Annotated in this window: 14 protein-coding genes; 11 read left to right on the top strand and 3 right to left on the bottom strand. The window is 57.2% G+C overall.

Features of this window, described 5'->3' with window-relative positions; all coding sequences use genetic code 11:
* The first annotated feature begins 210 nt into the window (after positions 1-210).
* Positions 211-1,389, top strand: a complete 1,179-nt coding sequence (gene xylR, locus DTA24_RS01140; RefSeq protein ID WP_008806872.1) for a D-xylose utilization transcriptional activator XylR — start codon at positions 211-213, stop codon at positions 1,387-1,389.
* 38 nt (positions 1,390-1,427) lie between these two features.
* Here xylR and DTA24_RS01135 read toward each other — a convergent pair whose 3' ends face one another.
* Entirely contained in the window at positions 1,428-2,246 is an 819-nt protein-coding gene (locus tag DTA24_RS01135) for a protein bax (RefSeq protein ID WP_008806871.1), read from the bottom strand.
* A 314-nt stretch (positions 2,247-2,560) separates the two neighbouring features.
* On the opposite strand from DTA24_RS01135, the gene DTA24_RS01130 reads away from it, so the two are divergent.
* Together DTA24_RS01130 and avtA are read left to right on the top strand one after the other, a co-directional pair.
* Positions 2,561-4,594, top strand: a complete 2,034-nt coding sequence (locus DTA24_RS01130; RefSeq protein ID WP_008806870.1) for an alpha-amylase — start codon at positions 2,561-2,563, stop codon at positions 4,592-4,594.
* 168 nt (positions 4,595-4,762) lie between these two features.
* A complete protein-coding gene (gene avtA, locus DTA24_RS01125; protein WP_008806869.1) occupies positions 4,763-6,019 on the top strand; it encodes a valine--pyruvate transaminase in 1,257 nt (418 codons plus the stop codon).
* 42 nt (positions 6,020-6,061) lie between these two features.
* On the opposite strand, the gene DTA24_RS01120 is transcribed toward avtA, so the two are convergent.
* Together DTA24_RS01120 and yiaJ are read right to left on the bottom strand one after the other, a co-directional pair.
* A complete protein-coding gene (locus tag DTA24_RS01120) occupies positions 6,062-6,547 on the bottom strand; it encodes a 4Fe-4S dicluster domain-containing protein (protein WP_016161946.1) in 486 nt (161 codons plus the stop codon).
* A gap of 109 nt (positions 6,548-6,656) precedes the next feature.
* Positions 6,657-7,484, bottom strand: coding sequence for an IclR family transcriptional regulator YiaJ (gene yiaJ / locus DTA24_RS01115; protein ID WP_012540327.1), 828 nt, complete (start codon positions 7,482-7,484; stop codon positions 6,657-6,659).
* 216 nt (positions 7,485-7,700) lie between these two features.
* Between yiaJ and yiaK the strand changes: the two genes are divergently transcribed.
* The 8 genes from yiaK (at position 7,701) to araD (ending at position 15,273) form a co-directional block, all read left to right on the top strand.
* The gene (gene yiaK, locus DTA24_RS01105) at positions 7,701-8,699 is read left to right on the top strand and encodes a 3-dehydro-L-gulonate 2-dehydrogenase (RefSeq protein WP_039102635.1); all 999 of its coding nucleotides are present in this window, start codon (positions 7,701-7,703) and stop codon (positions 8,697-8,699) included.
* Between the two features lie 11 nt (positions 8,700-8,710).
* On the top strand, positions 8,711-9,175 hold the full coding sequence (locus DTA24_RS01100) for a YhcH/YjgK/YiaL family protein (RefSeq protein ID WP_039102636.1): 465 nt from the start codon (positions 8,711-8,713) through the stop codon (positions 9,173-9,175).
* Positions 9,176-9,199: 24 nt separating this feature from the next.
* The gene (locus tag DTA24_RS01095; RefSeq protein ID WP_039102637.1) at positions 9,200-10,129 is read left to right on the top strand and encodes a DUF4862 family protein; all 930 of its coding nucleotides are present in this window, start codon (positions 9,200-9,202) and stop codon (positions 10,127-10,129) included.
* Between the two features lie 36 nt (positions 10,130-10,165).
* Entirely contained in the window at positions 10,166-11,485 is a 1,320-nt protein-coding gene (locus tag DTA24_RS01090) for an MFS transporter (RefSeq protein ID WP_039102638.1), read from the top strand.
* Positions 11,486-11,563: 78 nt separating this feature from the next.
* Entirely contained in the window at positions 11,564-13,069 is a 1,506-nt protein-coding gene (locus DTA24_RS01085) for an FGGY-family carbohydrate kinase (protein WP_039102639.1), read from the top strand.
* Positions 13,066-13,728, top strand: a complete 663-nt coding sequence (gene ulaD / locus DTA24_RS01080; RefSeq protein ID WP_032736534.1) for a 3-keto-L-gulonate-6-phosphate decarboxylase UlaD — start codon at positions 13,066-13,068, stop codon at positions 13,726-13,728. The genes DTA24_RS01085 and ulaD overlap by 4 nt, the downstream gene beginning before the upstream one ends.
* Entirely contained in the window at positions 13,721-14,581 is an 861-nt protein-coding gene (locus tag DTA24_RS01075) for an L-ribulose-5-phosphate 3-epimerase (protein WP_032736535.1), read from the top strand. Before ulaD ends, DTA24_RS01075 begins: the two co-directional genes overlap by 8 nt.
* Positions 14,575-15,273: an L-ribulose-5-phosphate 4-epimerase gene (gene araD, locus DTA24_RS01070; RefSeq protein ID WP_043874966.1), complete on the top strand. Its 699-nt coding sequence runs from the start codon at positions 14,575-14,577 to the stop codon at positions 15,271-15,273. The genes DTA24_RS01075 and araD overlap by 7 nt, the downstream gene beginning before the upstream one ends.
* The last annotated feature ends 10 nt before the right edge of the window (positions 15,274-15,283 follow it).

Here is a 15,283-nt window from a genome sequence, read left to right as displayed (position 1 = left end):
GAATTCTTTGCGCTACCGCCAAACTTCGCCACAAGGCGCTTGAAATATCTCGGGCATTAGCCGGTAGTGTATACCCAACAGCATTCGGGTTGCAGACGGCGCCCCCGGGCTGCGTACCGGCGTACGTGGCCCGGGTGAGTGAGGAAGCCAGGCCATCGGCAACATCATGAATGAAGGGGTATGACCGGGGTTAGAGCAGGAACATTATCTATGTTTGAAAAGCGTCACCGTATTACGCTGTTATTCAATGCCAACAAAGCTTATGACCGCCAGGTGGTTGAGGGCGTCGGCGAGTATCTGCAAGCCTCCCAGCTGGAGTGGGATATCTTTATTGAAGAGGATTTTCGGGCACGAATCGAAAACATCAAAGAGTGGTTGGGCGATGGCGTTATCGCCGACTATGACGATCCCGAAATTGAAAAGCTGCTGGCCGATGTCCACGTGCCCATCGTCGGCGTCGGCGGCTCTTATCATCAGCCAGAGCAGTACCCGCCGGTCCACTATATTGCCACGGACAACGCCGCGCTGGTGGAAAGCGCCTTTCTTCATTTGAAGGAAAAAGGGGTGCACCGCTTCGCGTTTTACGGACTCCCCACCTCCAGCGGTAAACGCTGGGCGGTAGAGCGCGAGTATGCCTTCTGCCAGCTGGTCGCGAAGGAGAAGTATCGCGGCGTGGTCTACCAGGGGCTGGAGACGGCGCCGGAAAACTGGCAGCACGCGCAAAACCGGCTCGCCGACTGGCTGCAAACCCTGCCGCCGCAAACCGGCATCATCGCCGTCACCGACGCCCGCGCCCGCCACGTCCTGCAGGCCTGCGAGCTGCTGCATATCCCGGTGCCAGAGAAACTGTGCGTTATTGGCATCGATAACGAGGAGCTGACCCGCTATCTCTCTCGCGTCGCCCTCTCCTCCGTCGCCCAGGGCACCCGCCAGATGGGTTATCAGGCGGCAAAATTACTCCACCGGCTGCTGAATAACGAGGTGCTCCCGCTGCAGCGCCAGCTGATCCCGCCGATGCGCGTCGTTGAGCGACGCTCCACCGACTACCGGTCATTGAACGATCCCTCCGTGATTCAGGCGATGCATTACATTCGCAACAATGCCTGCAAAGGCATCAAGGTGGAACAGGTGCTCGACGCCGTGGGCATCTCTCGCTCCAATCTGGAGAAACGCTTCAAAGAGGAAGTCGGGGAGACCATCCACACGGTGATCCACAGCGAGAAACTGGAAAAGGCGCGCAGCCTGCTGGTGTCCACCAGCCTGTCGATCAATGAGATATCACAGATGTGCGGCTACCCATCGCTGCAATATTTTTATTCGGTGTTTAAGAAGGAGTACGACGTGACGCCGAAGGAGTACCGTGACCGGCACAGCGAGGTGATGCTGTAGGGCAAAAAAATGCCCGGCGACAAGGCCGGGCATCCGGATTACAGATGGGCGGCGATGAGCCGCTGATTGTCCTGATACATCGCGAAGAGATAGTTGTTGTAGCTCGACCCTTTGGTCGAATAACCCTTCAGCTTATGAATCATGGTACTGGCCGTCACTTCCTGATCCGCCTTGCGCAGCTGCAGGCGCGATTTGCGGAATGAAGAATAAGCCGGGTGGGTGTTCAGGTTGGTGACATAAGCCTGCACCGACTGCTCCACTGATTCGAACTGCGAGTAGCCTTTCATCGCCCCGCGGCAGCGACCGGCGCCGCACTTCATGCCAAACAGGTTGTTGTTCTCACGCGCCAGCTTGGAGGTACCCCAGCCACTTTCCGCCGCCGCCATGGTTGCCACCATGCTGTTCGGAATAATGTCGACACGCTCAAGCAGCGCGTTCCAGGGCACATGACGCGTATTGCCTGACCACTTCACCTTATAACGGGCAGCGATATCTTTCAGACGCGCCTTCTCAGTCGGCGACCAGCGAGCATCGTACTGCTTGGAAACAAGCCAGTTACGATCCGCAGTAATCGCCTGATTCTGCTTGGTAATATAAGGCATGACCGTCCGGAGAAACGCTTTTTTCCTTGGTGTTCCGGAAGGGTATTTTCGCAAGTCAGGAAGTGAACTGCTCTTTACACTATTGCGAGAATACTCTTGTTTACTGCTTACCTTAGTACTACTGATCTTCTTAACCGTTGGGGCTTTATGACTCTTTGTTGCTGTGTGCGTTGTTGCCAACACACTACCTGAAAATACACAGGTTAGTAACATAAGTATGGCGGCCCCATATCGTCGTATGGGATTCGATATCATCAGGTCTCCTGGTCGGATATATGCATTCCAACACCTTGTTTTTCACAAAAAAACGATAGCTGAATCGCTAATAGTATCAAAAATACGCAATGAGAGCATCAACAGAAATAGTCCAATTCCGAATTGGTGTCATCTGAAATCGGTTTCTGCGCCGCATCGCCAGTGCGAAAATGCTAGCTTCGTCTCATTTTTAGCCTATTTTTTGAGCGGTGTCACTCACCCCTTTTCATCCTCCTGGTAAAACGCCCGCCAGGAGGAGTTCACCCGTGCGGCAACAAGGCACACTAGATAAAAACCGCTCACAGGATCCCGCAATGAAACTCGCTGCGCTTGCCACGTTATTCGTGCCTGGGATGGCCTTTGCCGCCTGGACTACTACCGACTTCCCTGCCTTTACCGAAGAAGGGACGGGCCGATTCATCAGCCAGAAAGTGGTTGAGAAGGGTACACGTCCTCTGCAGCTAAATTTTGACCAGCAGTGCTGGCAGCCTTCCGGCGGCATTAAGCTCAACCAGATGCTGTCCATGGAGCCCTGCCGTGGCACCCCGCCGCAATGGCGTATCTTCCGCCAGGGGTTGTATACCCTGGAGGTGGATACCCGCTCCGGCACACCGACAATGATGATTTCGCTGGAGGAAAAAGAGGCCAGCGCCGCGGCGCCGCAGATCCGTCAGTGTCCGAAGTGGGATGGAAAACCGCTGACCATCGACGTCAGCAAAACCTTCGCCGAGGGCAGCAAGGTCCGCGATTTCTACAGCGGCAATGTCGCGACCGTCAGCGGCGGCAAAATCACCCTGCAGCCCGCCTTCGGCAGCAATGGCCTGCTGCTGCTCGAGCGTGCCGAGACCGCCGCCCCGGCGCCGTTTGACTGGCACAACGCCACTGTCTACTTCGTCCTGACCGATCGCTTTGTAAATGGCAACCCGGCCAACGACAACAGCTATGGCCGTCATAAAGACGGCATGCAGGAGATCGGCACCTTCCACGGCGGTGACCTGCAGGGATTAACCAGCAAGCTGGATTATCTGCAGCAGATGGGGGTTAACGCCCTGTGGATCAGCTCCCCGCTCGAGCAGATCCACGGCTGGGTCGGCGGCGGCACGAAGGGCGATTTCCCGCACTACGCCTACCACGGCTATTACACCCAGGACTGGTCGAAACTGGACGCCAACATGGGGACCGAAGCGGATCTCCGCCGACTGGTGGATGAAGCGCATAAGCGCGGCATACGCATCCTGTTTGACGTGGTGATGAACCATACCGGTTACGCTACCCTGGCCGACATGCAGGAGTTCCAGTTCGGCGCCCTGTATCTGCAAGGCGATGAGCTGAAAAAAACCCTTGGCGAGCGCTGGACGGACTGGAAACCGGGCGCGGGCCAGACCTGGCATAGCTTTAACGACTACATCAACTTCAGCGACAAAGCCGGCTGGGAGAAATGGTGGGGCAAGAAGTGGATCCGCACCGATATCGGCGATTATGACAACCCAGGCTATGACGATCTCACCATGTCGCTGGCCTTCCTGCCGGACCTGAAAACCGAATCGAAGGAAGCCTCAGGCCTGCCGAACTTCTATAGCCATAAACCAGACACCGCAGCGAAAGCGATCCCGGGCTATACGCCGCGCGACTACCTGACCCACTGGCTGAGCCAGTGGGTACGCGACTACGGCATCGATGGCTTCCGCGTCGATACCGCCAAACATGTGGAGATGGACGCCTGGCAGCAGTTAAAAACCCAGGCCACCGCCGCGCTGGCGGAGTGGAAGAAAGCCAATCCGGATAAAGCGCTGGATGCGGCGCCGTTCTGGATGACCGGCGAAGCCTGGGGACATGGAGTGATGCAGAGCGATTATTATCGCCACGGTTTTGATGCGATGATCAATTTCGACTATCAGGATCAGGCGGCGAAAGCGGCGACCTGTATGGCTAATATTGACCTCACCTGGCAGCAAATGGCGGACAAGCTGCAGAGCTTTAACGTCCTGAGTTACCTCTCCTCGCACGATACGCGCCTGTTCCGCGAAGGCGGCACCACCGCGGCGGAGCTGTTGCTGCTGGCCCCTGGCGCCGTGCAGATTTTCTATGGTGACGAATCATCGCGCCCGTTCGGCCCCACCGGCTCGGACCCGCTGCAGGGCACCCGTTCGCAGATGAACTGGCAGGATGTTAACGGCAAGGCGGCCCGCAGCGTCACTCACTGGCAGAAGATCGGTCAGTTCCGCGCTCGCCATCCGGCAATCGGCATGGGCAAACAGACAACGCTGTCGATGCCGCGTGGTTACGGGTTCGTGCGTGAGAGCGGTGAAGACAAAGTGATGGTCATCTGGGCCGGACAACAGCAGTAATCCACAGGTGGCTCTCCGCCCTGGCGGGGAGCCATTCAGAACAAAACGCTAACAAAATAGCAATTTACAGGATAAAGATAAAAAGCCGTCTCCTCCCGCCGATTTGCACCACGCTAGCGCTGGCGTTATGGTTAGCCACTTTCCAGAACCACCGATAGACTATTCGCGATGACATTTTCCCTTTTCGGCGACAAATTCACCCGTCATTCAGGCATCACCCGCTTGATGGAAGACCTTAATGACGGTCTGCGCACGCCGGGCGCTATTATGCTGGGCGGCGGCAACCCCGCTCAGATCCCGGAAATGAATGACTACTTCCAGCAGCTGCTGTCCGACATGCTGGATAATGGCAAAGCCCTTGATGCGCTTTGTAATTATGATGGTCCGCAGGGCAAAAGCGAGCTGCTGAGCCTGCTGGCGAACATGCTGCGCGACGAGCTGGGCTGGGAGATCGAACCACAGAATATTGCGCTAACAAACGGCAGTCAGAGCGCATTTTTCTACTTATTTAATCTGTTTGCAGGCCGTCGGGCAGATGGCACCACGCGTAAGGTACTGTTCCCACTGACGCCGGAATATATTGGTTACGCCGATGCCGGTCTGGAAGAGGATCTGTTCGTTGCCACCCGGCCGAACATCGAACTGCTGCCGGAAGGCCAGTTCAAATACCACGTTGATTTTGAACATCTGCAGGTGACGGAAGAGACCGGGATGATCTGCGTCTCGCGCCCCACCAACCCGACCGGCAACGTCATCACTGATGAAGAGCTGATCAAACTGGATGCGCTGGCGAATCAGCACGGGGTCCCGCTGGTGATTGATAATGCCTACGGCGTGCCGTTCCCGGGCATTATCTTTAGCGACGCCCGACCGCTGTGGAATCCAAACATCGTGCTGTGTATGAGCCTGTCCAAACTGGGCCTGCCGGGCAGCCGCTGCGGGATTATCATCGCCAACGAGAAAATCATCACCGCCATCAGCAACATGAACGGCATTATCAGCCTCGCCCCTGGCGGCATTGGGCCGGCAATGATGTGCGAAATGATTAAACGACAGGATCTGCTGCGCCTGTCAGAGACGGTGATCAAGCCCTTCTATTACCAGCGGGTGCAGGAAACCATCGCCATTATTCGCCGTTATTTACCGGAGGAGCGCTGCCTGATCCACAAACCGGAGGGAGCCATTTTCCTCTGGCTATGGTTTAAGGACCTGCCGGTCTCCACCGAGCTGCTGTATCAGCGGCTGAAAAAGCGCGGCGTGCTGATGGTGCCGGGGGATTACTTCTTCCCGGGTCTGGATAAGCCGTGGCCGCACACTCACCAGTGTATGCGCATGAACTATGTGCCAGACCCGCAAAAAATTGAGGCCGGGGTGAAAATTCTCGCCGAAGAGATTGAATTCGCCTGGCGCGAACAGGAAGCATAGCCTCTGACGCCACGGGCGGTTAACGCCCGTCAGCGCCCCCACTCACGCCAGCGCCAGCCGCTGGCGTTTTTGCGCACATAGCGCCTCCAGCTCCGCGGGAACCATCACCCGCAGCGCCTGCGTCGGGCAGGCGGCCACGCAGGCTGGTCCTTCAGCGCGGTGATGGCATAAATCGCATTTCAGCGCCTGCGCCTGCTCCTTCACTACCGTAACGGTCATCGCGCCGTACGGGCAGGCCACCATGCAACTTTTGCAGCCGATGCAGCGCCGCTGGTCGACCCACCAGACGTCATTGTCGCGCTGAATCGCCCCTTGCGGGCAAACGCTGGCGCAGGGCGCATCCTCGCATTGCCGGCACGCCGTCGCCGTCGATATGTCACCGCTTTTCACCACCCGGATACGCGGCGCGAAATGGTTCGTCGACAGGGCGGCGACATCCTGCGCCTGCTGGTGCGCCACCGCACAAGCCACTTCACAGGTACGACAGCCAATACACCGCTGGGCATTGGCAATAAGAAACTGGTTCATCCTCTGCTCCCTGGGGATAAAACCGCAGGGTGCCAGAATAGTCCCTGCCCGCGCTTTGATCCTGAATGGAATCAGCGCTGTTTTTTGTCAGATGGCCTGCAGGATGTGGTCATTTGCCTGACGCTTCACGCACCGTGAAACCCAGCTCACGCGAAATTGCTTCGGCGGTCTCACGCAGCGGTTTTAACAAGTTCTTTTCGCCTATCTGCTTGAGGCGCGACGTCGAAAGAGAAATAGAGATGGCATAGGGCACGCGCTGATGAATATCGAAAACCGGCACCGCCAGACAGGACACCCCCAGCTCATTCTCTTCCCGATCCATGGCCATGTTACGTTCACGGATCTGCGCCAGCTCATCATGCATGGCCGGTAAGCCGGTGATGGTGTTGCGGGTCAGCGGCTGAATAACATCCTGATGAGTATTCCAGTAATGCTCAACATAATCAGGATGGCCGAACGCCATGTAAATCTTCCCCATCGCGGAACAGTAGAGCGGCATATGCTGGCCAATGTAAGCACGGGTACGCAGCATTCCGGTTGTCGGCTCGAGCTTGTAAATCAGGATCGCATGATCGTCTTCCCGACTGGAAAAGTTCACCGTCTCGCCCGTCGCCAGATTAAGCGTTTCAAGATGGGGGGCCGCCACATGAATGATATTCAGCGAGGACAGCGCCTTCTGTCCAACCGCGATGAACTTGGTGGTGAGCCGATAGCTACCCGCAGCCGGCGCTGGCGTGACATACCCGCAGGACTGCAAGCCCTGCAGCAATCGATGGACCGTGCTTTTATTCAGCCCCGCCAGCTCTGACAGATGCGCCAGCGGGCAACCGTTTGGATAGTTGCTCAGGATTTCAATCAACATCAGTCCACGGAACAGGCTCTGACTTCCCGCCGGCCTCTCTTTGTCTTGCCCTGTCTCGCTCTCTTTCATCACCATCGCTTCCGCTCCCCTTTCGTTGCGTTCTGATGGTAGCGCAAAGTGTGTGTCAGTTCACGATCTGAGATCAAAAAACATAACCAATTGATTTTTATTGTTTTTAAAAAACACCCCTGCCGTTGATCTGACAAATTTTGATCGTTATATTTGAAATCAGATTTCGCATTGTGAAATTTAACGATAAAAAAGCGATCAAAACTCACCAGGGAAACTCGTATGAAAGTAACTTTTTCGCAGTTAAAAGAGGCCTTCAATCAGGTACTGCTTAAACGCGGCGTGGCGGCGGAAACCGCCGATGCCTGCGCGGACATGTTCGCCCGCACCACGGAATCCGGCGTCTATTCACACGGCGTGAACCGCTTTCCCCGCTTTATCCAGCAACTGGACAATGGCGATATCATCCCTGAAGCCAAACCGCAGCGTATTACCAGCCTCGGCGCGATTGAGCAGTGGGACGCCCAGCGGTCCATCGGCAACCTGACGGCAAAAAAGATGATGGACCGGGCGATGGAACTGGCATCCGATCACGGCATTGGGCTGGTGGCGCTGCGGAACGCCAACCACTGGATGCGCGGGGGGAGCTACGGCTGGCAGGCGGCGGAAAAAGGCTACATCGGCATCTGCTGGACCAACTCCATCGCCGTGATGCCGCCGTGGGGCGCCAAAGAATGCCGTATCGGTACCAACCCGCTGATCGTCGCCATTCCTTCCACACCAATCACCATGGTGGATATGTCGATGTCGATGTTCTCCTACGGCATGCTGGAGGTGAACCGCCTGGCGGGCCGTGAACTGCCGGTAGACGGCGGATTCGACGATGAGGGCAACCTGACCAAAGAACCGGGCGTCATCGAGAAAAATCGCCGCATTTTACCGATGGGCTACTGGAAAGGCTCCGGCCTGTCGATCGTGCTGGATATGATCGCCACCCTGCTTTCCAATGGATCTTCTGTTGCCGAAGTGACCCAGGAAAACAGCGATGAATATGGCGTTTCGCAGATTTTCATCGCCATTGAGGTCGATAAGCTTATCGACGGCGCAACCCGCGATGCCAAGCTGCAACGGATTATGGATTTCATCACCACCGCCGAACGGGCCGATGAAAACGTGGCCATCCGTTTACCGGGACATGAGTTTACCCGCCTGCTGGAAGAGAATCGTCGCGACGGTATCACCGTCGATGACAGCGTCTGGGCGAAAATTCAGGCGCTGTAAGGAGTTAAGCCATGATCTTTGGACATATCACGCAGCCTAATCCGTGTCGGTTGCCTGCGGCAATTGAGCGAGCCCTGGATTTCCTGCGCAGCACCGATTTCAGCAAACTGGCCCCCGGCGTCGTGGAGATCGACGGCAAAAATATCTTCGCGCAGATTATCGACTTAACCACTCGCGAAGTTGCCGAAAATCGCCCGGAAGTGCATCGCCGCTATCTGGATATCCAATTTCTGGCCTGGGGCGAAGAGAAAATAGGTTTCGCTATTGATAACGGTAATAACGCCATTAGCGAATCGCTATTAGCACAGCGCGATATTATTTTCTTTCACGGTTGCGAACATGAATCGTTCCTTGAAATGATCCCGGGAAGCTACGTCATATTTTTCCCACAGGATGTTCATCGCCCCGGATGCCATAAGTCGGTCGCCACGCCGATCAGAAAAATCGTGGTTAAAGTGGCCATCGACGCTTTATAAAAGAATTATATTCAGGAGCACATTATGAAAAATAATACCGGTTATATTATCGGTGCGTATCCCTGTGCACCCTCTTTTCACCAGAAAAGTGAAGACGAAGAAAAAGCATTCTGGCGGCAACTGGCCGACACCCCGGATATTCGAGGGCTGGAGCAGCCCTGTCTTGAACATCTCCACCCACTGGGCGACGAGTGGTTATTGCGCCATACGCCTGCCGACTGGCAAATCGTCGTCACGGCGATTATGGAAACCATGCGCCGCCGCGGAGGTAACGACGGCTTTGGGCTGGCGTCCAGCGACGAAGAACAGCGTAAAGCCTGCGTGGCGTACTATCGCCACCTTTACCAGAAAATCAACACGATCAATGCGGCAAACGCCGGGAAAATCGTGGCGCTTGAACTCCATGCCGCCCCTTGCGCCAGCAACCCTAACGTCACCCAGGCTACCGACGCCTTTGCCCGTTCGCTGAAGGAAGTCGCCAGCTGGGACTGGTCGTGCGACCTGGTGTTGGAACATTGCGATGCGATGACCGGCCCCGCGCCGCGCAAGGGATTTCTGCCTTTAGATAATGTGCTGGAAACCCTTGCCGGTTATGAGATCAGCGTTGGCATTAACTGGGCACGCTCTGCCATTGAAGGCCAGGACACCACCCTGCCGCTGGCCCATACCCGGCAGGCCAGCCAGGCCGGTAAGCTTGGCGCACTGATGTTCTCCGGTACCACGCAACATGGCGAATACGGTGAATGGCAGGATTTACACGCACCGTTCTCCCCCTTCTGTGCAGAAAGTTTAATGACCCACACACATGTGCGTGAATTATTAGCCTGTACTGACAGCAAGCCTTTGCAATTTCTCGGTATTAAATTACTGGAAATTAATCCTGATGCGGACGTCAATCATCGCATAGCGATATTACGCGACGGCATTACTGCCTTAAATAAAGCACAACAATAATAAAAAACAGAACACTTACTCTACGAGGCTACAACTATGAATATGACCTCTCGACCAGGACTAAAAGATATCCCTCGTCAGCGTTGGCTGCGAATTATTCCACCAATTCTGATCGCCTGTATTATCTCTTATATGGACCGCGTCAATATCGCCTTTGCGATGCCGGGCGGCATGGATGCAGAACTGGGTATTTCCGCCACCATGGCGGGACTGGCAGGTGGTATTTTCTTTATTGGTTATCTGTTCTTACAGGTTCCCGGCGGCAAAATTGCCGTTCACGGAAGCGGCAAGAAGTTTATTGGCTGGTCGCTGGTCGCCTGGGCGGTAATCTCCGTCCTGACGGGATTAATCACCAACCAGTATCAGTTGCTGGTGCTGCGCTTCCTGCTGGGGGTGGCGGAAGGTGGGATGCTCCCGGTAGTGCTAACCATGATCAGCAACTGGTTCCCGGACGCCGAACGCGGGCGCGCTAACGCCATTGTCATTATGTTTGTCCCCATCGCCGGGATTATCACCGCCCCGCTTTCGGGATGGATCATCACCGTACTCGACTGGCGCTGGCTGTTCATTATCGAAGGTTTGCTCTCAGTGGCCGTTCTGTTGCTCTGGGCCTATACCGTCTATGACCGCCCACAGGAAGCGCGCTGGATCTCTGATGCCGAGAAGCACTATCTGGTGGAAACGCTGGCCGCAGAACAAAAGGCGATTGCCGGAACCGAGGTGAAAAACGCTTCGCTCAGCGCAGTGCTTTCCGATAAAACCATGTGGCAGCTTATCGCGCTGAACTTCTTCTATCAGACCGGGATTTACGGCTACACCTTGTGGCTGCCCACCATCCTCAAAGAGCTGACCCACAGCAGCATGGGTCAGGTCGGGGTGCTCGCCATTCTGCCCTACGTCGGCGCCATTGCCGGCATGTTCCTGTTCTCCTCCCTCTCGGATCGCACCGGCAAACGCAAGCTGTTTGTCTGCCTGCCGCTGATTGGCTTTGCCCTGTGCATGTTCCTGTCGGTGGCGCTGAAGAATCAGATCTGGCTGTCCTACGCCGCGCTGGTCGGCTGCGGGTTCTTCCTGCAATCGGCGGCTGGCGTGTTCTGGACCATTCCGGCACGGCTGTTCAGCGCTGAAATGGCCGGCGGCGCGCGCGGGGTTATCAACGCCCTCGGCAACCTCGGCGGCTTCTGCGGTCCCTACGCGGTGGGCGTACTGATCACTCTCTACAGCAAAGACGCGGGGGTGTATTGCCTGGCTATCTCCCTGGCTCTGGCCGCGCTGATGGCTGTGCTGCTGCCGGCGAAATGCGATGCCGGCGCCACTCCCGTCAATACAGTGAACTCGCGGAAGCACGCCGCCTAAAAAATCGCCAGGCCTGTGGGTCATCTTCCCGCAGGCCGGCTAAGCGCAGCGCCATCCGGCAACATTGAGAGATAAAAAATGAGTGAGAAAGCACGCTTCTGGCTGGGCATTGACTGCGGTGGTACCTATCTGAAAGCCGGATTATATGACGCGCAAGGCCGTGAACATGGCATTAACCGACAATCACTGCAGACGCTGTCGCCTTTGCCAGGTTATGCCGAACGCGACATGGACCAGCTCTGGCAGCAGTGCGCCGCCACCATCGCCGGGCTGTTACGACGTACCGGTATCTGCGGTGAACAAATTAAAGGCGTGGGCATCTCCGCGCAGGGCAAGGGGCTGTTCCTGCTTGATAAACAGGATCGCCCGCTGGGCCATGCCATGCTCTCTTCCGACCGCCGGGCGCTGGCGATCGTCCAGCGCTGGCAACAGGATGGGATCCCGGAAAAGCTCTATCCCGTCACCCGCCAGACCCTATGGACCGGACATCCGGCCTCGCTGCTGCGCTGGGTGAAAGAACATGAACCGCAGCGCTACGCGCAAATTGGCTGCGTGATGATGGGCCATGACTATCTGCGCTGGCGCCTGACCGGCGTGAAAGGGTGCGAAGAGAGCAACATCTCTGAATCCAATCTCTACAACATGACCAGCGGCCAGTACGACCCGCGTCTGACCCAATGGTTGGGTATCGGCGAAATTGACGGTGCGCTGCCACCTCTCGTCGGTTCAGCAGAAAAAGGCGGGGAGATCACCGCTCAGGCAGCCGCCATCACCGGTCTGGCGGCGGGAACCCCCGTCGTCGGCGGTCTGTTTGATGTGGTCTCCACCGCACTCTGCGCCGGTATCAAAGATGAATACACGCTCAACGCGGTGATGGGCACCTGGGCCGTCACCAGCGGGATCACCCGTGGCCTGCGCGACCATGAAGCGCACCCTTACGTCTACGGCCGCTACGTCAACGACGGGCAGTACATTGTTCACGAAGCCAGCCCCACCTCGTCGGGCAACCTCGAATGGTTCACCGCCCAGTGGGGCGAACTCTCTTTTGACGATATCAATCAGGCCGTCGCCGGCCTGCCAAAGGCCGGTAGCGACCTCTTTTTTCTGCCGTTTCTCTACGGCAGCAACGCCGGGCTGGAGATGACCTGCGGCTTCTATGGCATGCAGGCGCTCCACACCCGCGCGCATCTGCTGCAGGCGGTCTATGAGGGCGTGGTGTTCAGCCACATGACCCACCTCAACCGCATGCGCGAACGCTTTACCCACGTGCAGGCCCTGCGCGTCACCGGCGGCCCGGCGCACTCCGACGTCTGGATGCAGATGCTGGCGGACGTCAGCGGCCTGCGCGTCGAGCTGCCGCAGGTAGAGGAGACCGGCTGCTTTGGCGCCGCGCTCGCCGCCCGGGTCGGCACTGGCGTTTATCGCGATTTCAACGATGCCTGCCGCCACCTTCAGCACCCGGTGCGCACGCTGCTGCCTGACATGTCCGCCCACGCGCGCTACCAGCAAAAATATTGCCATTACCAACATTTGATTGAAGCACTACAGGGCTACCACGCCCGTATTAAGGAGCATGCATTATGAGCCGACCATTACTGCAACTGGCGCTCGACCATACCAGCCTTGAAGCGGCCAGCCGCGATGTCGCCCTGTTACAGGACCACGTCGATATCGTTGAAGCCGGCACCATCCTCTGCTTAACAGAAGGCCTTAGCGCGGTGAAAGCCCTGCGCGCCCAGTGTCCGGATAAAATCATCGTCGCCGACTGGAAGGTTGCCGATGCGGGAGAAACGCTGGCTCAGCAGGCCTTTGCCGCTGGCGCCAACTGGATGACCATCATCTGCGCCGCGCCCCTCGCCACGGTGGAAAAGGGCCACGCCGTCGCGCAAAGCTGCGGCGGTGAAATACAGATGGAGTTGTTTGGCAACTGGACGCTGGATGACGCTCGCGCCTGGTACCGCACCGGCGTCCGCCAGGCGATTTACCATCGCGGCCGCGACGCCCAGGCCAGCGGCCAACAGTGGAGTGACGTCGATCTGGCGCGGATGAAAGCACTCTCAGATATCGGCCTTCAGCTGTCGATCACCGGTGGCATCACCCCAGCCGATCTGCCCTTGTTCAAAGATATTCAGGTAAAAGCGTTTATTGCTGGTCGCGCGCTAGCCGGAGCACCGCAACCGGCGCAGGTCGCCGCGGCGTTCCATGCGCAGATCGACGCGATCTGGGGAGATAAGCATGCGTAACCATCCGTTAGGGATCTATGAGAAAGCACTGGCGAAAGATCTCAGCTGGCCGGAACGGCTGGTGCTGGCGAAAAGCTGCGGTTTCGATTTCGTCGAGATGTCGGTGGATGAGACCGACGAGCGGCTGTCGCGTCTCGACTGGAGCGCAACACAGCGCGCCTCGCTGGTCACCGCTATGCTGGAAACCGGCGTGGCGGTCCCGTCGATGTGCCTCTCCGCGCATCGCCGTTTCCCTTTTGGCAGCCGCGATGCGGCCGTGCGCCAACGGGCACGAGAGATCATGAGTAAAGCCATCCGTCTGGCGCGCGATCTCGGCATCCGCACCATTCAGCTGGCAGGGTATGACGTCTATTACGAAGCGCATGATGAAGGTACCCAACAGCGCTTTGCCGAAGGGCTGGCGTGGGCAGTGGAACAGGCCGCAGCGGCGCAGGTGATGCTGGCGGTGGAGATCATGGATACCGCTTTTATGAACTCCATCAGCAAATGGAAAAAGTGGGATGAGATGCTCGCCTCGCCGTGGTTCTCGGTCTACCCCGACGTGGGCAATCTTAGCGCCTGGGGAAACGACGTCACCGCCGAGCTGAAGCTGGGTATCGATCGCATCGCCGCCATTCATTTAAAAGATACCCAGCCGGTGACCGCGCAGAGCCCAGGTCAGTTCCGCGACGTACCGTTTGGCGAAGGCTGTGTGGATTTCATTGGCATCTTCAAAACGCTGCATGAGCTGAACTATCGCGGCGCATTTCTGATTGAGATGTGGACGGAAAAAGCCAAAGAGCCGGTACTGGAAATTATCCAGGCCCGACGCTGGATAGAAGCGCGGATGCAGGAAGGAGGATTCGCATGTTAGAACAGTTAAAAGCCGACGTGCTGGCGGCCAACCTGGCGCTCCCGGCGCACCAGCTGGTGACGTTTACCTGGGGCAACGTCAGCGCGGTCGATGAAACCCGCACGCTGATGGTGATCAAACCTTCCGGCGTGGAATACGACGTGATGACCGCCGAGGATATGGTGGTGGTCGAGATCGCCAGCGGCAAGATAGTGGCTGGCGGTAAAAAGCCGTCATCGGACACGCCGACCCATCTGGCACTCTATCGCCGTTATCCGCAGATCGGCGGGATCGTGCATACCCACTCCCGCCACGCGACGATCTGGTCGCAGGCGGGTCTCGATCTGCCCGCATGGGGCACCACCCACGCCGACTACTTTTATGGCGCGATCCCCTGTACCCGCCTGATGACCGAAGAGGAAATTAACGGGGAATATGAGTATCAGACCGGCGAAGTGATTATTCAGACCTTCGAAGAACGACACCTCGATCCAGCACAGATTCCGGCGGTACTTGTCCATTCACACGGTCCGTTCGCCTGGGGAAAAGACGCCGCAGACGCCGTACATAATGCCGTGGTGCTTGAGGAGTGCGCGTATATGGGGCTGTTCTCGCGCCAGCTCTCGCCTCAGTTGCCGGAGATGCAGTCGGTATTGCTGGATAAACACTATTTGCGCAAGCACGGCGCGAACGCCTATTACGGGCAAAACTGACGCCAACCGC

Source organism: Klebsiella sp. P1CD1 (genome assembly GCF_003790505.1).
Lineage (GTDB): Bacteria > Pseudomonadota > Gammaproteobacteria > Enterobacterales > Enterobacteriaceae > Klebsiella > Klebsiella variicola.
Note: the sequence above shows the minus strand (reverse complement) of the source record. Positions and strands in the feature narration are given on the sequence as shown.